17 protein-coding genes are annotated in these 21,075 nt (G+C 38.2%); 14 read left to right on the top strand and 3 right to left on the bottom strand.

Annotation, left to right across the window (positions count from 1 at the left end; genetic code table 11):
- The first annotated feature begins 9 nt into the window (after positions 1-9).
- Genes ACSZOX_RS11395 through ACSZOX_RS11365 form a run of 7 tightly spaced genes read left to right on the top strand, consistent with a single transcriptional unit; the run spans position 10 to position 8,472 of the window.
- Complete coding sequence (locus ACSZOX_RS11395) at positions 10-1,332, top strand: aspartate aminotransferase family protein (RefSeq protein WP_437920086.1); 1,323 nt, start codon at positions 10-12, stop codon at positions 1,330-1,332.
- Between the two features lie 11 nt (positions 1,333-1,343).
- Positions 1,344-2,522 (top strand): galactonate dehydratase, encoded by a 1,179-nt coding sequence (gene dgoD, locus ACSZOX_RS11390; RefSeq protein ID WP_437920085.1) that lies wholly within the window; start codon positions 1,344-1,346, stop codon positions 2,520-2,522.
- Between the two features lie 35 nt (positions 2,523-2,557).
- Positions 2,558-3,337, top strand: a complete 780-nt coding sequence (locus tag ACSZOX_RS11385) for an SDR family NAD(P)-dependent oxidoreductase (protein ID WP_437920084.1) — start codon at positions 2,558-2,560, stop codon at positions 3,335-3,337.
- Positions 3,338-3,343: 6 nt separating this feature from the next.
- Entirely contained in the window at positions 3,344-4,729 is a 1,386-nt protein-coding gene (locus tag ACSZOX_RS11380; RefSeq protein ID WP_437920083.1) for a neutral/alkaline non-lysosomal ceramidase N-terminal domain-containing protein, read from the top strand.
- On the top strand, positions 4,710-6,275 hold the full coding sequence (locus ACSZOX_RS11375; RefSeq protein WP_437920082.1) for an SLC5 family protein: 1,566 nt from the start codon (positions 4,710-4,712) through the stop codon (positions 6,273-6,275). Before ACSZOX_RS11380 ends, ACSZOX_RS11375 begins: the two co-directional genes overlap by 20 nt.
- A gap of 8 nt (positions 6,276-6,283) precedes the next feature.
- Positions 6,284-7,495, top strand: a complete 1,212-nt coding sequence (locus ACSZOX_RS11370) for a M20 metallopeptidase family protein (RefSeq protein ID WP_437920081.1) — start codon at positions 6,284-6,286, stop codon at positions 7,493-7,495.
- A gap of 2 nt (positions 7,496-7,497) precedes the next feature.
- Positions 7,498-8,472, top strand: a complete 975-nt coding sequence (locus ACSZOX_RS11365) for a Gfo/Idh/MocA family protein (RefSeq protein ID WP_437920080.1) — start codon at positions 7,498-7,500, stop codon at positions 8,470-8,472.
- Positions 8,473-9,047: 575 nt separating this feature from the next.
- On the opposite strand, the gene ACSZOX_RS11360 is transcribed toward ACSZOX_RS11365, so the two are convergent.
- Positions 9,048-10,061: a helix-turn-helix domain-containing protein gene (locus ACSZOX_RS11360; protein ID WP_437920079.1), complete on the bottom strand. Its 1,014-nt coding sequence runs from the start codon at positions 10,059-10,061 to the stop codon at positions 9,048-9,050.
- 123 nt (positions 10,062-10,184) lie between these two features.
- Between ACSZOX_RS11360 and ACSZOX_RS11355 the strand changes: the two genes are divergently transcribed.
- Together ACSZOX_RS11355 and ACSZOX_RS11350 are read left to right on the top strand one after the other, a co-directional pair.
- On the top strand, positions 10,185-11,942 hold the full coding sequence (locus tag ACSZOX_RS11355; RefSeq protein WP_437920077.1) for an ABC transporter ATP-binding protein: 1,758 nt from the start codon (positions 10,185-10,187) through the stop codon (positions 11,940-11,942).
- Positions 11,943-11,969: 27 nt separating this feature from the next.
- Complete coding sequence (locus tag ACSZOX_RS11350) at positions 11,970-13,691, top strand: ABC transporter ATP-binding protein (protein ID WP_437920076.1); 1,722 nt, start codon at positions 11,970-11,972, stop codon at positions 13,689-13,691.
- Between the two features lie 65 nt (positions 13,692-13,756).
- On the opposite strand, the gene ACSZOX_RS11345 is transcribed toward ACSZOX_RS11350, so the two are convergent.
- A complete protein-coding gene (locus tag ACSZOX_RS11345) occupies positions 13,757-14,908 on the bottom strand; it encodes an NYN domain-containing protein (protein WP_437920075.1) in 1,152 nt (383 codons plus the stop codon).
- A 1,266-nt stretch (positions 14,909-16,174) separates the two neighbouring features.
- On the bottom strand, positions 16,175-16,588 hold the full coding sequence (locus tag ACSZOX_RS11340; protein WP_437920074.1) for an OsmC family protein: 414 nt from the start codon (positions 16,586-16,588) through the stop codon (positions 16,175-16,177).
- Positions 16,589-16,969: 381 nt separating this feature from the next.
- Between ACSZOX_RS11340 and ACSZOX_RS11335 the strand changes: the two genes are divergently transcribed.
- The 5 genes from ACSZOX_RS11335 to ACSZOX_RS11315 all read left to right on the top strand — a co-directional run bounded on the left by ACSZOX_RS11335 (position 16,970) and on the right by ACSZOX_RS11315 (position 21,019).
- Positions 16,970-17,680 (top strand): DUF4198 domain-containing protein, encoded by a 711-nt coding sequence (locus ACSZOX_RS11335; protein WP_437920073.1) that lies wholly within the window; start codon positions 16,970-16,972, stop codon positions 17,678-17,680.
- 103 nt (positions 17,681-17,783) lie between these two features.
- The gene (locus ACSZOX_RS11330; protein WP_437920072.1) at positions 17,784-18,065 is read left to right on the top strand and encodes a hypothetical protein; all 282 of its coding nucleotides are present in this window, start codon (positions 17,784-17,786) and stop codon (positions 18,063-18,065) included.
- Positions 18,066-18,068: 3 nt separating this feature from the next.
- Positions 18,069-18,368, top strand: a complete 300-nt coding sequence (locus ACSZOX_RS11325; protein WP_437920071.1) for a hypothetical protein — start codon at positions 18,069-18,071, stop codon at positions 18,366-18,368.
- Complete coding sequence (locus ACSZOX_RS11320) at positions 18,358-19,998, top strand: PepSY-associated TM helix domain-containing protein (protein ID WP_437920070.1); 1,641 nt, start codon at positions 18,358-18,360, stop codon at positions 19,996-19,998. The genes ACSZOX_RS11325 and ACSZOX_RS11320 overlap by 11 nt, the downstream gene beginning before the upstream one ends.
- A gap of 151 nt (positions 19,999-20,149) precedes the next feature.
- Positions 20,150-21,019, top strand: coding sequence for a DUF808 domain-containing protein (locus ACSZOX_RS11315; protein WP_437920069.1), 870 nt, complete (start codon positions 20,150-20,152; stop codon positions 21,017-21,019).
- Positions 21,020-21,075: the final 56 nt, after the last annotated feature.

Here is a 21,075-nt window from a genome sequence, read left to right as displayed (position 1 = left end):
AAATTATCTATGACATCATGGGAACAATCGTCCGGCGTGTTGCTGGAAAATGAAAACTGGATACCTGGAGGAATTGTATCACTTAATAGAAAATCAGATCCCAATATTTGTTTTGTTCGAGGAAAGGGAAGCCGTGTTCAGGATATCGATGGTAATGAATATATCGATTATCAAGCTGGATTTGCGGCTTCTTTTCTTGGACATAATGATCCGGATGTGAATGCAGCTGTGCGAAATACTTTGGCAGAAGATCAGGTTTTGATGGGGGCTGGACCTACACTACTGGAGGGGGAGTTTGCAAAATTATTTTGTGCTTGTGTACCAACAGTCGACAGTATACAAATTACAACGACAGGATCTGAAGCAACTTACCACGCTATTCGAATCGCAAGGGCTGCGACAAAAAGAGAACATGTCATTGTAATGCAAGGTGGCTATAATGGTTGGCATAATGATGTAGCATGTAATGTTATCAGCAGTTTAAATGACATTGGTTCTTACGTAAGCCCAGGTGAGTATCCTTACGATGCAGCGTCGGCTGGTGTACCTTATGGACACAGCTCACTTATACATGTTATAAACTACAATGATTTGGATTCTGTTGCTTACGTTGTAAAAAGATATCCGGTTGCTTGCATTATTTTGGAGCCTATGCTGCAAAATGTGGGGATGATTAAACCTCTACCAGGCTATTTAGAAGGTTTACGAAAATTGGCAGATGAAAATGGATTTTTATTAATTTTTGACGAAGTAAAAACTGGATTTCGTCATGCTTTGGGAGGTTATCAATCCATTTGCGATGTACAGGCAGATCTTTCAACTTTTGGAAAGGCGTTAGCTAATGGATATCCCGTAGGTGTAATTGGTGGTAAGAAAAAGTATATGGATTATTTTATTGATCCTGTTAAAGAAAATCGAGTGATGATTGCCGGAACATATAATGCATTTCCGTTGACAACGGCAGCTGCGATAGCCACGTTAAAGAAACTGTCGAATCCAACGTTTGATGTATATGGTCATGTGTACAAATTAGGCGTAATATTGGAGTCAGGACTCAATGATATTTTTTCTAAATTAGGACGGCCGTTTCATATTGCGCGACAAGGCTCTGCATTTTGTACTTATTTTATGGATCATCAGCCTGTAGATTTCCACGATATTTTAGCGAATCATGATTTTGAATTCGATGTTAAGTATAGAAAGAAATTAATAGAAAAAGGAATATTTAATTTTCCGGCAGCGATCAAGCAAGGGAGTATTTCCTTCGCTCATACAGAAGAGGACATTGCTGTTACCCTGGAAAAAACGAAAGACGCCGTAAACGAAATCTAAAAACAACTGATATGAAAATTACAGCTATTGAGACTCATGTATGTCATGCTCGAATGCGAAATTGGATCTTTGTTAAGATTCTTACAGATCAGCCTGGACTATGGGGGTGGGGCGAAGCTACATTGGAGTGGCATACGCAAAGTGTCGTTGGAGCAATAAAAGATATTTCACAATTGTTGGTTGGCGAAGATCCTCGACGTATTGAGTATTTGTGGCAGATGATGTATAGGCAACACTTCTGGCATGGCAATGGAATTGTCCGTGGTACAGCAATTAGTGGTATAGATATCGCACTTTGGGATATTTTAGGTAAAATTCATGGGGTTGCCTGTCACGAACTGTGGGGAGGTCGCGTGCGGGATTATATTCGTCTGTATTGTCATTTGGGCGGAGGTAAAATGGAAGATTTTTATGAGACGGCACCTGGTGATGCTAAACGCTTTGGTGAATTGGCTCAACAGGCTGTTGAAGAGGGGTTTACAGCCTTCAAATCAATGGCGGTTCCCGAAACCATGCCCTTAGAAGGATTAAAGCCGATAAAATACGCAGAAGCGTGTGTGGCGGCTATGCGTGATGCGGTTGGAGATGATATTGATATCATGGTCGATTGTCATGCTCGACCGTCCCCTCGTATGGGAATGCTCTTCGCAAAGGCGTTGGAACCTTATGGATTGTATTTCTTTGAAGAACCTTGTTGGCCCGAAAGTATGGATGATATTGCCCTGATACAACGCGCTGTCCAAACTCCAATTGCGTCAGGAGAACGTTTAGTCGGCGTACATGCATTTCGGGATATGTTAGAGAAGAGAGCTGTTAGTGTTATCCAACCCGATATTACGCACTGTGGAGGTTTGACTGAAGCGCGTAAAATTGGAGCGCTAGCAGATGCCTATAGAGTATCTATGGCTCCTCATAACCCCCAAGGGCCGGTAAGTACTGCAGCGTCTATCGAATTGGGATTTGCAACTCCTTCTTACATCATTTGCGAAAGTGTACATAATGATGTCGAGTGGCGTAGTGATGTAGTCTCAGAAGGCTTTACGGTGCAGAAAGAAGGACGTATTGTACTGCCCAACACGCGCCCAGGATTAGGAATTGAGATAAATGAAGCAGAGGTGAAGAAACACCCTTTTCAACAGGAAATTTTGCAAAGAACCTTCTATAAAGATGGAAGTATAGGGGATTGGTAGTACAGGATAAGGTAGACGTTATAAACAAATTAAAAATGAATTTAAATTCTCCAGTTTTTTTTAAACAGGTGGTATTGGTTTCGGGGGCTTTGGGTGATATAGGAATGGCTATTGCTCAGCGATTTGTTGGTGAAGGTGCTATCGTAGCGCTGTGTGATCGCCATCCCAAAGATATTGCAATGGATAAATTATCCGTCTTAGATAACTTGGGAGCAGTATATCACTATGATGAGGTTGATGTGACAGATTTTGATCAGGTGAAAACTTGGATCGACAACGTATATGATAGATTTGGGGAATTTCATATCGTAGTTGCAAATGCAGCAACTGTTACATTGAAAGGATATCAAGAACTGCTTCCAGAGGATTGGTCGAAGGAAATTCGTGTTAATTTGGATGGGTCTTTTTTTGTTGCAAATTACGCTGCAAATTGCTTTGTAAAGAACGCAACGAAAGGGAATATAGTGTTTATGGGAAGTTGGGCTGCACATGCCGTTCATCAAAATTTACCTGCTTACAGTGTTTCTAAGGCTGCTATTAGAATGCTTTGTCAATCGATGGCCTTAGAATATGCCACTTACGGAATTCGTGTCAATGAATTGGCTCCAGGTTTTGTTAATGCAGGATTGAGCAAAATTGTTTGGTCGAAAAATCCAGCAGAAATAGAGCAGGCAAGACAGCAGGTTCCATTAGGCGATATTATTGAAGCTGACGAGGTTGCCGATCAATTGTTATGGATTTGTAATCCTAAAAATAAACATCTTACAGGAAGTACAATACTAATCGACGGCGGACTTTCCCTCGTCAGAAAGTAAAAAGATATGTCGATAAAGATTGACCATCAACAGGCTTCGCGTGCTTTTTTTGCAGTCAAAGAAGCTGATATCACTCCTCCATTAGCTATTTATGCACGAAACTGGGGGGCTGCGGCATTTGACAATGCACAAGGAATTCATAGACCCTTAGTTATGCAGTGTTTCATCATTGGAAGTGAAACAGGGGAGCTTGGACAAGTAATTCTTACAGCCGATCTTGGTTGGTGGAAGAATAGTGCCGATGAAGTGCATTTAAGAAGCCGTCTATTGAAAAAGTTTAGTCTGCAGGAATCTCAGCTCCTGTTCTGTCTTTCACATACACATGCGGGGCCTAGTTTATGCTCTGCTGATAGAGAAAAGCCTGGTGGAGAGTACATAGAAGATTACCTAGAAAGGCTTTATGAAACTGCCGTTAGTTTGATTCAGCAAGCAAATAATGAAATGGCTCAAGGAACTATTGTCTGGGGATATGGAGTTTGTGATCTAGCTACTAAACGCGATTTACATGTTGGAAATGAATTCTTGGTGGGGTATGATCCCACAGCAACGGCAGACGACACGCTGGTTGTTGGCTTATTAAGATGGAATGACGGTAAGCCTGGTGCTATTTTTGTAAATTATGCCTGTCATCCCACGACTTTTGCTTATGAAAATACTTTACTATCCCCAGATTTTGTGGGGGCTATGCGTGAGGTTGTCGAAAATCAATGGAAAGTTCCGACCTTATTTCTACAGGGGGCTTCGGGAGATTTGGCACCAAAAGAACAGTACGTCTCTGATCCGGCGATTGTTGACAGGCATGGTAGAAAGTTGGGATATGCTGTATTGTCTACTATTGAGGGATTTCGTAGCGCAGGAGATGATCTCGTATATGATCACGCATTGCCTTCGGGGGCGCCATTGGCGATATGGAAAACTAAACCAACTTCTATTGTTGAAACAGTCTACGCTGAAAAATTTACGGTGACAGTGGATTATAAGAAGTTGCCTGATTTGTTAGCTATCGAAAAAGAATACCTATTGGCACAGGATCGAGTGATGAAAGATCGTCTATGGCGAAAGTTGAATACTAGACTGGTTATAGGCGAACAAGAAGTGGCCGATTTGCCGCTATGGGTTTGGCAAATCGGAGAGATTATTCTGGTTGCACAACCTAATGAGGCTTATTCCTATTTTCAGCTGGAGCTACGTAAATCATTTCCCCATAAGATAATTGTTGTGGTTAACATCGCCAATGGTTATGTGGGGTATCTTCCCCCAAAAGAACTTTATTCGAATGATATGTATGCCGTTTGGCAGACGCCTTATGCTGCAGGTAGTTTGGAGAAATTAACAACAGCAGCCCAAGAATTAATAGTAAAACATTGTGATTATGAAACTCGAATTAGTTGATATAAGTATTTTTGTTATATATATATTGGGCATTGTCTTTCTTGGCCTATATGCTTCTAGAAAGGGAAGTGATTCTAAAAGAGACTACTTCCTAGCAGGTGATAAATTACCCTGGTGGATGATAGGGGGAAGTATTATTGCGGCGAATATCAGTAGCCACCATTTGGTTGGGGCAATGGGGGCTGCATACAGCCGTGGTTTTGTCGCTATCACGTTAGAATGGGGAGCTATACTGATAGGTTTTAACGCTTTGCTGTGGATTTTTCTGCCATTTTACCTAAGGAATGGATTTTACACCATACCCGAATATTTGCAAAAACGTTTCGGGAAAGCCACGCGAGCACTATATGCTATACTCATTCTTTTGACATACGTATTTGTGGAGATTGGGGCAGTATTGTTTTTAGGAGCTTTGTCTTTACATGCACTGTTTGATGTACCTATTTTGTACAGTGTGATTGGTTTGGCTATTTTAACAGGAATTTACACTATTATCGGTGGATTGAGAGCTGTGATATGGACCGAAATGGTACAACTTGTAGTACTTGTTTTGGGGGGTATTATCTTGACTTTTAGTACAATAAAGGCTGCCGGAGGATTTGATGCGGTTGTAGAATCTTCGCAAAGTTGGCAGATGTTTTATCCGGCTTCCGATCCTGATTTTCCGTGGACAATGTACCTGGGTGGTCTGCTTTGTATTAGTGTGTTTTATTGCGCGACGAATCAATTTATAGTGCAGCGGGTGTTAGCAGCAAAAAATGAGTGGCATGGTAGAATGGGGGTTATTTTTGGAGATTTTCTAAAATTTCTAATACCTCTTATTATAACCGTACCGGCATTGGTAGCCCCTGTATTTATCCCTCAACTCGAGAAGCCGGATCTTTTGTTTGCAACTCTTGTGGAGCGTCTCCTGCCACAGGGATTGATTGGCCTTGTTATGGCTGGACTAATTTCAGCAATCATGTCGCATATTTCTGGGGCTATAAATTCATGTACCACAATTTTGACCGTTGATATCTACCAAGAGTATGTCAATAAAAATGCTACAGATCGAGAAGCAATAAGATTTGGCAAATGGTCAGGTGTGGTCATTATAACTGCCGGAATTTTGAGCTCAATTTTATTAATTAGCTATTCCGATAAACCTGTGTTTTTGTATCTCATGAATTTGTATGGATTGTTTACCCCTGGTATTGCGACCATGTTTTTGATGGGGATATTTTGGAAGAGGACAACTGCTAAAGGAGCACTTGTTGCAGGCTTGATAACTATTCCTCTTTCTATTTTAATCGAATTTATTTTTCCAGATATGCCCTTTTTTAATCGAACAGGTATTGTATTCTGGATATGTATGTTGAGTTGTTTTGTAGTAAGTTTATGTACGAAACCGAGCTCTGCTCTCCAATTGGAGGGGCTGATTTGGCAAAAAGAGAGTTTGAAACTGCCCGAAGCAGAACGGGGCACTTATCGCGGATGGAAGAACCCTGTACTTTGGTGGGGTATTATCACTGCATTAGTACTGTTCTTCTATGTTAGATTCTTCTAGAAATAGGTATGATGATAAAAGATTTTGTAAGAAGATTGATTTCCGAGAATAAGGAAGAGGTTGTTTCGATACGACGGCATTTACATGCCAATCCTGAACTCTCTTTTAATGAATATGAAACATCCCGATTTATTAAAGATAGGTTAACGGTTTGGGATATTCCTTGGCGAGAAATTGCAGGTACAGGTGTTCTGGCGGAGATCAAAGGAACTAGAGAAAATAATGATAACTGCATTATGCTCCGAGCAGATATAGATGCTCTCCCTATACAGGAGAATACAGGACTTCCGTTTTCATCCCTAAATGATGGGGTGATGCATGCCTGCGGACATGATTTCCATACGGCGAATCTCTTGGGGGTAGGAAAGGTGCTGAAAGAAATGAGTGCACAATTTTCAGGTACTGTCCTATTGCTTTTTCAGCCGGCCGAAGAAAAGATTCCTGGAGGAGCGCAAGCGGTATTGGAAGCTGCAGAGTTCGCCTTATATAAGGATCGTGTGCAGGCCGTTTTAGGTTTGCATGTTAGCCCTAGATTGCCTTCTGGTACTTTAGGTCTGTGTGGCGGAAAATTTATGGCATCTAGCGATGAATTTTATGTACGTATTAAGGGAAAAGGTGGACACGGAGCTGAGCCTCATTTATGTGTTGATCCTGTTACGATAGCTGCTCAGTTAATTACAGCATTACAACAAATTGTTAGCCGGCTCGCAAATCCGCAGATCCCCTCGGTCTTGTCGTTTGGTAAAGTTGTAGCTAATGGCGCTGCAAATGTGATTCCCGATGAAGTGTATATGGAGGGGACATTTCGTACAGTCGATGAAGGATGGCGTTCTTTGGCTCTGGATCGTATTCGGGGCTTGATTGAACAATTACCCCGCAATTTAGGTGCTGATGTAGAATTAGAAGTACGCCATGGTTATCCATTTTTGCTTAACAATGAAGAGCTAGCACAGCAATTTTTAAGAAGTGTAGGAGATACCGCTCTTGCCAAAGTAGAACTTGTTGATATTTGGATGGCCGCTGAAGATTTCGCATATTATTCCCATCGGTTTCCATCGCTATTTTATCTTGTAGGTGTTAATAAAGAGACTAAAAATGGTGTGTCGGGTTTGCATACAGCTACATTTGACTTGGATGAAGACGCTTTTCAATTCGCTATGCAGAGTATGTTGCAGATCACTTTTGATTTATTGGCGAAGGATGTTTCTTTAGACGTATAAACATGAATAGACGGAGTTTTTTTAACATAGCCTTGCCGTTGGGAGTTTTATCTCTCCTAAGTTCCAATGCACATGCTACTATTCTCTCTGAAAATACTAAAAAGCGAATCGGAGTCATTGGATTGGATAGTTCGCATACGGTAGCTTTTTCGAAGACCTTATTCGAACAACGATTTAACACATCTTATTTAGGGTATCAGATTACGGCCATTTTTCCGTTTTATGATACTCCCATTGCTTCGAATAAAGAGAGGATACCAAAGTTTTTGAGCGAAGTACAAAATATGAATATTAATATCGTCAGTTCTGTTGCAGCTTTGCTTGAAGAAGTTGATCATGTAATGATTTTGACGAATGATGGCAATACCCGATTGCAACAAGTAAAACAAGTATTAAAATCGGGTAAAATGCTATTTATTGATAAACCAATAGCGAGTTCTTACACAGAAGCGAAACAGATCTTTGAATTGGCAAAGAAATTTGGAGTTGCTTTTTTTTCCAGCAGCTCCCTTCGTTTTCAGTCAGATATCCAAGCTTTAGATAAATCAAAGGTTTATGGAGCAGATGTTTATACGCCCTGTCCTTTGGAACCAAGTCATAAAGATTTGTATTGGTACGGTATTCACGGAGTCGAAATGTTATTCAGTATTATGGGGGGAGGATGTAAGGAAGTTTATTGTAGTACATCTGCGGATGCGGACTTAATTACAGGAAAATGGAACGATGGACGGTATGCAACGTTGCGCGCTATCAAGAATGGAAAGCAGGATTTTGGAGGAACTGTATTCTTGCAAGATGAGATAGTGACCCTAAAGAAATTTGAGGGATACACAAACTTGCTGAATAACATTGTTAATTTTTTTGATAGTGGCAAATTGCCTTTTGACATACACCAAACCTTAGAAATTTGTGCATTTATGGATGCTGCTCATCAAAGTAAAAACAAAACCGGGCAGAAAATAATGCTTAAATATTAAGCGACCAAATAAAGTATAGCAGCAAAATAGATCGTAAAGAAAAACACCTGAAGCGGGGAACTTCAGGTGTTTACCAAACCAATTATTAACCTAAATTATGAAATTATGAATTACGGTTTAAACGGAGAATACGATCTATATAGTATAAATGTTGTTTTATATTAACATTTTTTAACGTTTTAAAGCCTTAAATGAGACTTTTCTAGCAGAAAGGTATTCGTGAAGTTTTTACCCGATTAGGGACTGTCGTCGCTGTATTGGAGAGCAAGAGTAGAAACAGGCAAAGGGGGAAAGGCGTCTGGCAGGCCAATGTAACCAGCATTGACCATTTCATGTAATACAGCATATGAATTGTTGCCAAATACCATATCCCTCAATTGTCTGCCCCAGTCATCTTCTTTAACTAAAACAGATATGAGGATTTCCCTGCTAAGGTTAAATACTGGTGACGAGTTGTATTTTTTGTCGTCTTAAAACTAATCTATTTTTTCTAAAACAAAAAATGATTTTCGTCACTTTTATCACTTTGAGTTAAAATGAGATTCCGGATACAAGTATTTTTTATAAGCAATATATTAGGCTGATTGATAGACCTCTAAAGACTTCAGCGGGTTATTTTTTAGACGACTAGGGGAAACTCCGAATTTTTTAGAAAATGCTGTGGAGAAATGTCTAGAGTTTTGATAACCTATTGCATCTGCTACTTCACCGACACGCATATCCATTTCAAGGAGCATTTTCTTTGCTTCAATCATTTTCAGATCATTCCAAAAACCAAAGACAGTAGTTCCGAATAGCTCTTTAAAACCTTTTTTCAATGTAAATTCGTTTGTTCCAAATCGGTGGGCAATATGCAAAAGAGAATGTTGTTCATCCAAATGTGTCGTTAGGAATTCTTTCACGGCATAAATCTTGTCTATATCGCCCTTCTTAATGGAATAATTAGCCTCTTTGCAGTCCATTTGTTCCATTTGTAATAGCAGGAGTTCGATAACCTTGGATTCTAAGAACATCTTTTTATACATTCCTGTACGATCACACTGGATGATGTCCCAGATGATTTGCCCCATGTTATGCGTTATCAACTGATTGTTCTTATGTAATAATCCCGACTTCCGTTTTGCAATAGTACTATTGAACCTCTCAAATAAAGCAGATTCCTGAGGTAGGTATTTTTGGAAGAACTTTGGCGCGAGATTTACTTCAAACAACCTAAAATCAGAATCTGTCCATTCCATTTCTCCACTCATTTGGTTTGCATAGATAATGTTGTGTTGATTTGCCTCAAACAGAACCTTTCCGCCAAAGTTATGCGACTTCGCTAGGCTTTTGCCTTCGAGGGCAAAATGCATTTCTACGCTTTCGAAATCACTTTCGAAGCTGAATTTGGCTTCTTTTTTTAATTTGGCGTGACCATAACCTATATGCACTCCGTCAAAATAAATCTCCTTGTAGCTTCCATCTCCGATTGGGTGATTAAAAATAGTATCATATTCTATCACATTGTTCCTGACGACCGAATAAGAGTCTGGATATTCTTTTTCTAGTAAGGTATGTCCCATTGCGGGATCGTATAGACGTACTTGCATAATATTAGTGCTAAATGCGGACGTTTTACTCCTTTTTTCGGATTCAATGAAAACATTCCACGAGTTATCTTTGTGCAAAGTTACTATTTTATTTAGAACGATTCTTAATTAATATATACTTTCATGGATGAACTTAATCAATCGAAACGGAAAAAAGGTATAGCCCGCTTATTACAGCTCGCTGGAAGTCGAAAGTTATTACTTTTTGCTTCGGGTCTTCTGGCAATTTTACACGCACTACTAAGTTTAGTCCCTTATGTATTGGTTTATTATATACTGAAGGAACTCACTATGGAAAAGGTTAATTTTGAGCAAATTCGCATTTTCCTATCCTATGCTGTGCTGGGAGCTTTTGGGAGCATGTTTGTCTTTTTCCTATCCGGAGTCTTATCGCACATTGCAGCGTATAATATATTATTTGAACTTCGTCGATACATTGTCGATAAAGTGGGAAAGCTTCCTTTAGGTGAGATTACTGCTCGAAGTTCTGGTGCGCTCAAGAAAATACTTTCCGATGATGTGGAGCGCATAGAAAATTTTATTGCTCATCAAATTCCAGATTTCGTAAAGGGCACTGCGCTACCTTTGCTAACAATCACCTACCTCTTTTTTCAAGATTGGCGCTTAGCATTAATAAGCTTCGTCCCATTATTGATATTGGTGATTTGGTTGCCATTACTTTACGGCAAGCGGAATAAGCATTTAATTCGTCAATATCACCAGTCATTGGAAGATATGAATGCAGGTATCGTGGAATACGTTAGAGCAATGCCTGTAATGAAGATCTTTGGACAGTCGGCTGAAACTTTTGAAAAATATGGAGAAACGGTAAAAACGTTTAATCTTTTTGTTGGAAAATGGATAAAGAGCAGTACGCCTGCCTTTGCCATATTTATGAGTTTTACCAGCAATGCCATGTTGCCTGTGTTAGCGCTGGGATTATTCCTCTATTTTCAACAAGGTGTAACCTTGGCTACTTTTTTATTATTTCTCATGTTGGGTACAGGCTATATAAAGCCGCTATTTGCACTAAGCAATATGGGCATGCAGCTATCGATCATTAACCGAGGTATGGAACAAATTGATGGCTTATTGTATAAAGAAATACAAACAAGTGATGCTAACAGACAGAATCCAACGCATTACGATGTGATTTTTAAAAATGTACGTTTTGCTTACAATAAGCACGACTGGGTGTTACGTGACGTCAATTTCAAAGCCGAGCAAGGAAAAATCATAGCACTCGTTGGTCCTTCTGGTGCAGGAAAGAGTACCGTTGGTCAGTTGATCGCACGTTTTTGGGATATTCAATATGGAGAAATCACGATAGGTAACATCGATATCAAACGCTTCCCTCAGGAACAGCTTATGGAAATGGTATCCTTTGTTTTTCAAGATAGCTTCATGTTTCAACAAACTATTCTGGAAAATATCCGAATGGGAATGAAAAAAACAGATCAAGAAATTGTTGATGCGGCTAATGCTGCCCAAATTCATGATAGCATCATGCGATTGCCTAGAGGATACAATACGAACTTTGGTGAGGCTGGTGTACATCTAAGTGGAGGAGAGCAGCAGCGTATTCAATTGGCCCGGGCAATATTGAAAGATGCTCCTGTTCTGATACTTGATGAAGCTACCGCTTTTGCAGATCCCGAGAATGAATTTAAAATACAGCAGGCCTTGTCTTCGCTGATACAAAATAAAACCGTTTTTATTATTGCACATCGTCTCAGTACGATTGTTGATGCGGATAGCATTGTTTTATTTGACAAGGGAGAACTTGTAGCACAAGGTAAGCATGATATGCTACTGGATTCATGTTCATTATACCAAAGAATGTGGAATGCACATGTGCGTGCAAAAGAATTTACGATATAAAATAACTACTACTTAAGGAAATAGCATATGCTTAAAAATTTAAAATATGTTGCAGCTTTGGATAAAAATGGAACGCGGAAAGTTATCTTCTGGGAAGTGCTGCATAGCCTTTTTGTCGCAATACCTTCAGGAATTCTGTTGGTTATTGTTTGGGAATTGTTTTCCGAAACGCCCAATATTGTCAAAGTATGGTCGGTGGTTACGTGTATGTTCGTTCTTTTAATGCTACAGTTTATCGTAGCGACGAAAACAATGGTTCATTCAAACCTTTGGGTATATGGTTTGGCTAACGGTTTACGTATCAAGTTGGGAAACCGGATACAAAGATTTTCTTTGGGTTTTTTCAAAAAACGAGACCCTGGAGAAATTGCGTCTATTGTGCTACAGGACGTGGCAAACTTTGAAGGTATTTTTGGACATAGCGTAGGGAATATTACTTCTGGCGTTTTTGGAACACTTATCTTATCTTCCTTCTTATTTTATTTCGATTGGCGTTTGGCCTTATGTCTTTTGGCAGCTTTACCTTTCGTTTATCCTTTTTTGTTAGCAGCGAAATATTTTGTTCGAAAATTAGGTCATAAGCAGATTTTAGCAAGAAACACTATGGGAGCTCGGTTTCTGGAATATGTACAAGGCATCAGACATCTAAAATCATACGGGCTGGTTGGAGATAAGCATGCCAAGTTGTATCAGTCCTTAGAAGAACTACGTGTGAAGAGTATACGTATGGAAGCTATTCCTGGTCCTTTTATTTTATGTGCAGGGATCGTTTTTGAGGTAGGATTTATTCTGGCTTTGGCTCTTGGATTGTATTATTTAAATCATCAAACCATAACAATTCCAGTGCTAATCACTTTTCTTATTTTGGGATATAACTTGTATCAGCCTCTTAAAGTCATTATGGTTGACTACGTTATGTTACAATATATGAACGAAAGTTTGACTCGTGTAGTTGACGTGATGGAACACCCTACGATGGAAAGTTTTCACGTTCGTTCCCCTGAGAAGTATACGATAGTTTTTGACCATGTAACGTTTGGTTATCAGGATAAGCCTACTGTAATGGATCTAAATTTTACTGTTCCTGAAAGAAGTATGTTGGCTTTAGTCGGACATTCTGGTTCTGGTAAAACAACCATTGCGTCGTTAATTGCTCGTTTTTGGGATGTAAATGACGGCAGCATCAGTATTGGAGGGATTGATATCAGGGAGATAAATCAAGACGCATTCTATGGACTGATCAGTGAGGTTTTTCAAGATGTCTATCTTTTCGATGATAGTATCTACAACAACATCAAGATTGGTAAACCATCAGCTACAGAGGTGGAAATTATAGAAGCTGCAGAGAAAGCACAAGTATTGGAGTTTGCCTGGGAACTTCCTGGGGGAATGCACAGCTTAGTAGGGGAAGGCGGTTGTAAACTTTCAGGTGGACAAAAGCAACGTATCAGTATCGCTAGAGCATTGCTAAAAGATGCTCCCATCGTACTTCTAGATGAAGCAACAGCGAGTCTAGATCCAGAAAATGAAGTTTATATTCAGCGTGCTATACAAGAGTTAGTCAAACAGAAAACAGTAGTTGTCATCGCGCACAAGTTAGCAACAATTCAAAATGCCAATCAGATTTTGGTTTTGGAGGGAGGACGAATTGTAGAAAGAGGAACACATGACGAATTGCTAAAGGAAAATGGCATTTACGAAAGGATGTGGTCTATTCAGCAAACGCTTAGCGGTTGGAGCCTTCGATAAATAAAATGCCCTCTTCTATAGTTGCAGAAGAGGGCATTTTACATAGCCGCTAATGATGTACAGATTTAGTTTTCTAGAGAACTACTCTTTTCAACTTTTTCTATTTTAAAAGTTAGATCATCTATTTTTAAGAGCTCAAAGGAAGCACCTTCTTCTAATCCAAGTTCTATTGCAGCTTCTTTTCCTAAGTTCAATACATGAGATCTATCGCCTCGAAAAGAAAATCTGCATTCAAATTCATTCTTGATGATGATTTTTAGTTTTTTCGTTCGATTAGGAAATATCGGCTTGAGATCTTTCGTAATTCTAATTTGATTCTTTTTGACATCATCTGCCGTTATTTTGTTTCCTTTTGAAGGAATAGTCGTCGTATTCAACTCCTTTTGGGGTTGGACTTGTTTTTCTTCAGGAAGAGCTATAGGTGACGTTATTATGATTTGTTTGTTTATAATGTTCCGGATATAATATAATTTGTTTCTGGATTTCTCCGTAGTTCTTTCTTCAATCTCGAAGTCCTCTTTCATCGATTTAAAGAGTTGCGAAATTTTTTCAAATCCATAATTTCGGGCATCAAAATCAGGTTTCCGCTTCATAATGAGGTTTCCGATCTCACCGAGAAAAGCCCAACCGTTTTCGTCTGCCGTATCATCGACAGCATCTTTCAAGATTAGAAGTGTGTCCTCATCTAATGCTGTTACATTGGTTTCCTCGACTCGAGGAGATTTTGTTGCTACATTTATTACACTTTTCTTAGCTGTTTTCTTTTCTGGAACTAGTTTTTCTAATATTTCAACATAGATAAACTTGTCGCAAGAAGCAATAAAAGGCTTAGGTGTTTTTCGTTCGCCAACGCCAATGACTAATTTTCCAGACTCCCGAAGTCGAGTTGCGAGACGAGTGAAATCACTATCACTGGAAACAATACAAAAGCCATCAACTCTATCCGTGTGAAGAATATCCATTGCATCAATAATGAGGGCTGAATCTGTCGAATTTTTACCTTGCGTGTAACTGTATTGCTGTATGGGGGTGATGGCATGAATGAGTAAGCTGTTTTTCCAGTTTTCGACATAAGGTCGAGTCCAATCACCGTAAATTCTTTTAATCGTCGGTACACCATAACGGTTGACTTCGTTTAAAATTTCTTCAATCTTTTTAGATGATACATTGTCTGCATCGATCAATATAGCTATTTTAAGGTCTTTTTGATTTGCCATGTTCATGTATTCTGCGCACGCGCCTAAATGAGAATGTTGTATTTACCGTATAAAATAAATTGACTTAGGTTGTCTCAACAAGCCTAAGTCAATTTATTTTATACGCAATATAGTCACTTCGTATGATTATTATGAATTTATTTCGCAGCTTGCTCTGGATTTCCATACCTAGAACAGCTTAAATTGAGATGTAATGAAACCAAAGGATAGTGTACAGGAAAAAGATTTCTGAATATTTATCTCGAAGGAATTACTTAATGAGTATAAGCCGTAAAGCAATTGTATCAATTAGTATTCAGTTAAATGAAGTCACTCTATATTCCTGCTCTCTTGATGCTCACTGAGGACTTGTAGATATTTTGCTGAACATTTGAAGACGCAATAACCAATTGATCCTAAGACGAGTAACAATCCGGAGGAAAATGATACGTAGTTAAATAGGATGATCGTCGTTTTGGAAGATACACCCATCGCCATTAAATGAAGACCTATATAAAATAGGATAATTAGGATCGAAACCGTATGTATAATGTTATTTCTCACGACGTTAAAATTTGATTTTAGACTTCCCTTAAACTCCTCGTTGTATCAACTTTAAAATAGGTTATGGCTAACATTCCATACATTATGGTAGTCAACTAAATCATAAAAAGTGTACGACTTATTATTATTGAATGATATGTTTATAACAATTTGGTTCGCAAATAATCTATAACGAATATATCACTTGTTGATTAAAAAAGCAAACATCGATTATAGAAAATGTAGCTAGAAAATGACAGGGAAAGTTTTTGATTCTTTCTTCTTAATTGATAGGGAAAATAAAAATAGCAATTATATGAAATCTTAACATGCTCAATAGGGTATAATACGTTTTGATAAAAAAGGGTATAACGTGCCATATGTGCATAAAAAAAGGTTTTCAAACGGGGAGAATGAAAACCTTTAGCTAACCAATTATAAACCTAAATTATGATGACACAAATATAGTGTTAAATGTACACTAAGTGCAAATATTTTTTAATTTTTTTATGTAACATTTTTAATGTTGTATTAAAATGTTGTAAGTAAAGGTGTTGTGTTCTTGTGTAACTCTACGTGAGAAGCACCTATTTCATTTGTGATAACGTTGCTAAGGCGAAAGTCTTCTTTACATGATGTCCTAACTGTACAAAAAATCCTGAGTAAAATACGCAGGATTATAAATCATGAAAATAATGGAAATATATAGAGTATACTGGCGCTATATCATCCAAACTATTTTGCTTAGGTATGTAATGTGGCGCTTAATGTGATTTCAAAACTAAAAGCGTTGCTAACTGGACAATTATCCTTTGCACCGGTTGCAATTTTTTGAAATTGATCATTGTCAATTCCGTCTACTGTAGCCTGTAGTATCAATTCAGATTTCGTTATCTTACCATTTTCTAAGGTAATAAGCGATTGTGTTTCCAATTTCTCTGGTGTAAAGCCAGCCTCCGTTAAGTCTAAACTTAATTTCATGGTAAAGCACCCCGCATGTGCTGCAGCTAAAAGTTCTTCAGGGTTTGTACCGACTCCTTCGGCGAAACGGCTGTTAAAAGAGTATTGTGTTTCATTTAATACTGTGCTTTGGGTTGTCAGATGTCCTTGTCCTTCTTTGATTGTGCCAGTCCAAATGGCTGTTGCGTTACGTTTCATATGCTTAAATTTTTCTAATTTCTATATCATTCTTAATTTCTCGAAACTAAAATGCACCAATTTATTTTAGTGTATTTATATAACAACGCATGAAAGAAAAAGTGTGGAAATAGTTTTAAAAATACGCAAAAGAATAGCTGTAACTGTTTTTTTGATTTCGATAAGATAGGTGTTTAAGTTGTTGATATTTAGTGTTTTTTTTATAGTTGTTATCTGTAAATTTACGTATTTTAATTATACTAATTCTAAATAATGAATCCTTTGATTATATTTGCCGAATGATTTTTTCTGTGGATAGAGACTGCCTCATCAGACGTAGTGTTGCGATCAGAGAGAATATGTTACTAATTAATAATTATTAAATACATAAAAAGAAAAAAGATGAAATCATTGTATTACCTATTCTTAACAACCATTTGCTTGTTCTTTGGACAGTATGTGGCGCAGGCACATGCTATTTGGTTAGAAAGTAGTTCTGCCGGTACGAAAGGCAAAGAACAATCCGTTCGTGTTTATTATGGTGAATATGCGACAGCCGAATTCGAGAAAACGTCAGATTGGTACTCTGATTTAAATAAATTGGAAGTGTTTGTCTTGAAACCGGATCAATCTCAAGTAAAGTTAAAGCTTGAAGATAAAGGAGAATACTTAGAAACTGCATTTACACCAGATAGCGATGGAATATATTTGATTTTTACAAGTCATCCTACAAAAGATTTAGGCGGTAAAATGCGTTACGAATTCACTTCTCAAATTCCTGTTCAAGTGGGAAAAGTGAAAGAAGATTTGAAAGGAAAGTTAGCTTATCAATTGTTAGCGTCTCCAAAGAGCTATAAAAGCGGGCAGAAGATTGCAATTTCATTAACTAAAGAAGGTACTCCATTAAAAGATCAAGATATTTTAATAATGTCTGAGTCTGGTTGGTCTAAAACTTATAAGACAGACGATCAGGGAGTTGCTACAATAGACGCGATATGGCCAGGCAAGTATGTTGCTGAATTTGGACATACACAGAAAGTGTCGGGAGATTGGCATGGCCAAACATATGAATCTACTTGGCAGGGTATCACAACAAGTTTTATTGTAAAATAATAGTAGGAAAGGGAGGTGGTCAACATCGCCTCTCTTTCCGTCCAGTTTAAATTGTATGATAACCGTTATCTGTTTTATTTTCTTTGCAGGCTTTGTTTGTTGGATGAATACCTCAAAACGTGTAAGTTGGCCTGAAAAACATCGTCTATTAATTCAATTATCTTCACAACCCAAACGAAGTAAATATTTAGCTACTCTTTTATTTTTAGTAGCCATAGTGTTGAGTATCGTGGTACTGGGTGTAGGTAGCGGAATATTCGCTTCTATAGTCATGTTAATGAGTGTGGGATGTTTTGTCGTTTTATTTTTTCCGTTTCGTTATATCGGATTAATACAGCTTATCATCGCATTTGTTGTATGTATCTCCATCGAATTGCTTTTCTAAATTATGCCTGCAAATAAAAAATATCTAACAAAATCTCCTTGGCTACGTCTTGCAAAAATTTTAGCAGGGGCCGTCGGAGGGTATGCTGTGATGCTTAGTTTTCACCTTGCTTTGACAAGCTTTTTACCCAAAAAGGAAGTTATCGCAACAGCTTTTATTCTTGGCTACATTATCTGGGCCTTTCTTTTACTATGGGCTTTTATCGCTAAAAACGTTTGGCGCGTTTGGTTGACGTATATACTGCTGACCGTACTTTTTCTTTTACCTTACTTGCTGAATACAAATTTTAATCATGGATCCTAGAAAGTATAATATCTATTTTCATACGCATACCATAAGTGGTATCATTATCGCTGCATTGCTCTATGTCATTTTCTTTGCAGGATCCTTTTCTTTTTTTAAAGAAAGCATAACAGCCTGGCAAAAAGGTCGCGTAACGGGTAGCGAACAGGTTACCGCAGATTATAATCATTTGATGGATTCGTTGTCAACTAAATATAATCTCGTTGGCAGAAATTTTGATTTCTATTTATTGAAGCAGGGGCAAGGCACATATGTAAATATGAGTGAGTCGCAGGACACAACGATAAGTAAACCGAAGCCGGCTGGAGAAAAAAAAGGACGGGGACGTGGGCGTCGCAGGGGAGGAGATGAAGATTCTGCTTATTTCCTGTACTCATTTGCGGAAAAAGCACCTTCTTCTTATGCTGATGGCTACGACATGGGAGAGTTTCTCTATCGTTTACATTTCCTCGCACCGCTCAATCAAATCCCAATTAATATCGGAACACCTTTCGGTTATCTTCTGGCAGGTATTGTTTCTTTTCTGTTTTTATTTGCATTGATAACCGGACTTTTCCTTCACTGGGACAAGATAAAAACCAATTTTTTCTTATTTCGTCCGTTGAGTAAGTGGAAAACAGTTTGGACAGACATGCATACCGCACTTGGTGTGATCGGATTTCCTTTTCAATTTGTGTTTGCCGTTACTGGGGTTATATTAATCGTAAATTTTGTCCTTGTCACACCATTTAGTAAACTTCTCTATGATGGAAATAGTGAGAAAATTTATGAAGAACTACAATATAGCAAAAATATTAAGGTAGACTATACGTATAGTGCTCTACAAGGGGAATTCGACATGAATGCCTTTGTTGCGAAGTGGGAACAGAAATGGAAGGGAAGTAAAATTTCGAGAATTTATATACGTAATTATAAAGATGCAAGTATGCATGTTGGCATTGAGGCCAAGCCAGATTCTAAAGTTGCCTTTGCTGGTTCTGGATATGCATTGGAAGAAATCGCGTCGGGAAAAGTTCTGGCAGAGAAGTCTCCTATAGAAGATGGGAATTACATTGATGGTGTTAAAAGTCTAATTTATCATTTACACTTTGGTGATTTTGGCGGTAGACCTCTCCAAATCGTGTTTTTTACACTAGGTCTTATGGGATGTCTGGTTATCATCTCCGGCATTATGATTTGGTTAGTAGCGAGAGATAAAAACAATGTTCCTGCGTACAAGCGGAAGTTTAATTTTTGGGCCTCAAACTTTTTCCTTGCTGGTTGCTTAAGCATGTTGCCTGTAACAGCATTTACATTCATTGCGTTAAAATTTGTTCCTGTAATCAATCAATCTGTGGTCTATCAGCTTTATTTTTACAGTTGGTTGGTTTTAGGGGTATATTTGATGGTGTTACGAAATCTGGCATTGATGAACAAGCATGTATTGATTCTGTCTATCTTATTATGTTTAGGGGTGCCTATTGCTAATGGTATTGGAACGGGAATGTGGATGTGGTCGTCTCTTTCACGGGGAGCACATGATATATTTTTCATTGACGCTCTTTTCCTGGTACTTTCATTAGGTTGTCTGTTCGCGTATTTGAAAGTAAGAAAACAAGCCAAACCCTTCAAAATCTTTGGTAAGAAGTAAAAAACTATATACTATATATAGGAAATATGAAAAGGGATAGCGTATGCTATCCCTTTTTTTTAGGTATAAATTCCAAATATTATTTTTATAATGGACCGAAACCCTCGCGTTTAATTTATATTTTTACTGCTATAAAAAATTAACTTTAAATATGGCATCAGGCTTTTTTGCAATTTTAGATGATATAGCAGCTTTAATGGATGACGTAGCGGTAGCGAGTAAGATTGCTACGCGTAAAACAGCAGGAATATTGGGGGACGATCTTGCTGTGAACGCAGAGAAAGCCACTGGATTTTTGTCGTCACGAGAATTGCCTGTTTTGTGGGCAATTACAAAGGGTTCATTTCTCAATAAGTTAATTATTATTCCCATTACACTGTTGTTGAATGCCTTTTTTCCTATAGCTATTAAGGTGGCTTTAGTGCTCGGAGGATTTTATTTAGCCTATGAAGGTGTAGAAAAGATTGTAGAGTATCTTTTTCATAAAAAAAAGTCAGGCGAAGAAGTCATCGATAAAAGTGTAGAGGAAAGTGGCGATGCTGAAAAAACAAAAGTAAAATCGGCAATTACCACAGATTTTATCTTATCCGTAGAGATTGTTATAATAGCATTAGGTACAGTATTGGATCGGAGTTTTACCGTACAAATTCTGACGGTCTCTGCAGTTGCTATTTTGGCTACCGTTGGTGTATATGGCATTGTTGCGCTAATCGTTCGAATGGACGATATGGGATATAGCCTGATAAAATCATCGCAAGATAAAGGATTTGTCTCCAAGTTGGGGCATCTTTTAGTGAAAGCATTACCGTTAGTTATTAAAACATTAGCCGTAATTGGAACAATTGCACTTTTGTTGGTTTCGGGAGGAATCTTTGTTCACAATATTGATGCAGTGCATCACGCTTTTCCCAATATGCCTTCGATTGTCAAAGAATCTCTTGTCGGAATTATCGCCGGAATTCTTGTTGTTATACTGGTAACATTGGTCAAGAAGTTATTCCGTCAAACGAAAAAAGCATAATTAGAAGAGCAAAATCTTACAATTAAAGGCCGAAGAGCATCTACTCTTTCGGCCTT

Source organism: Sphingobacterium sp. LRF_L2 (assembly GCF_965644235.1).
Taxonomy (GTDB): Bacteria; Bacteroidota; Bacteroidia; order Sphingobacteriales; family Sphingobacteriaceae; genus Sphingobacterium.
This window is presented reverse-complemented; position numbering and strand designations above follow the sequence as displayed.

What these genes read in the sequence shown, in the direction of transcription:
- ACSZOX_RS11340 (WP_437920074.1), bottom strand. Translation starts at nt 16,588, where the DNA reads ATGAAACGTAACGCAACAGCCATTTGGACTGGCACAATCAAAGAAGGA.
- ACSZOX_RS11360 (WP_437920079.1), bottom strand. Translation starts at nt 10,061, where the DNA reads ATGCAAGTACGTCTATACGATCCCGCAATGGGACATACCTTACTAGAA.
- ACSZOX_RS11345 (WP_437920075.1), bottom strand. Translation starts at nt 14,908, where the DNA reads ATGGCAAATCAAAAAGACCTTAAAATAGCTATATTGATCGATGCAGAC.
- ACSZOX_RS11395 (WP_437920086.1), top strand. Translation starts at nt 10, where the DNA reads ATGACATCATGGGAACAATCGTCCGGCGTGTTGCTGGAAAATGAAAAC.
- ACSZOX_RS11335 (WP_437920073.1), top strand. Translation starts at nt 16,970, where the DNA reads ATGAAATCATTGTATTACCTATTCTTAACAACCATTTGCTTGTTCTTT.
- ACSZOX_RS11375 (WP_437920082.1), top strand. Translation starts at nt 4,710, where the DNA reads ATGAAACTCGAATTAGTTGATATAAGTATTTTTGTTATATATATATTG.
- ACSZOX_RS11325 (WP_437920071.1), top strand. Translation starts at nt 18,069, where the DNA reads ATGCCTGCAAATAAAAAATATCTAACAAAATCTCCTTGGCTACGTCTT.
- ACSZOX_RS11315 (WP_437920069.1), top strand. Translation starts at nt 20,150, where the DNA reads ATGGCATCAGGCTTTTTTGCAATTTTAGATGATATAGCAGCTTTAATG.
- ACSZOX_RS11350 (WP_437920076.1), top strand. Translation starts at nt 11,970, where the DNA reads ATGCTTAAAAATTTAAAATATGTTGCAGCTTTGGATAAAAATGGAACG.
- ACSZOX_RS11320 (WP_437920070.1), top strand. Translation starts at nt 18,358, where the DNA reads ATGGATCCTAGAAAGTATAATATCTATTTTCATACGCATACCATAAGT.
- ACSZOX_RS11365 (WP_437920080.1), top strand. Translation starts at nt 7,498, where the DNA reads ATGAATAGACGGAGTTTTTTTAACATAGCCTTGCCGTTGGGAGTTTTA.
- ACSZOX_RS11385 (WP_437920084.1), top strand. Translation starts at nt 2,558, where the DNA reads ATGAATTTAAATTCTCCAGTTTTTTTTAAACAGGTGGTATTGGTTTCG.
- ACSZOX_RS11330 (WP_437920072.1), top strand. Translation starts at nt 17,784, where the DNA reads ATGAATACCTCAAAACGTGTAAGTTGGCCTGAAAAACATCGTCTATTA.
- ACSZOX_RS11370 (WP_437920081.1), top strand. Translation starts at nt 6,284, where the DNA reads ATGATGATAAAAGATTTTGTAAGAAGATTGATTTCCGAGAATAAGGAA.
- ACSZOX_RS11355 (WP_437920077.1), top strand. Translation starts at nt 10,185, where the DNA reads ATGGATGAACTTAATCAATCGAAACGGAAAAAAGGTATAGCCCGCTTA.
- ACSZOX_RS11380 (WP_437920083.1), top strand. Translation starts at nt 3,344, where the DNA reads ATGTCGATAAAGATTGACCATCAACAGGCTTCGCGTGCTTTTTTTGCA.
- dgoD (WP_437920085.1), top strand. Translation starts at nt 1,344, where the DNA reads ATGAAAATTACAGCTATTGAGACTCATGTATGTCATGCTCGAATGCGA.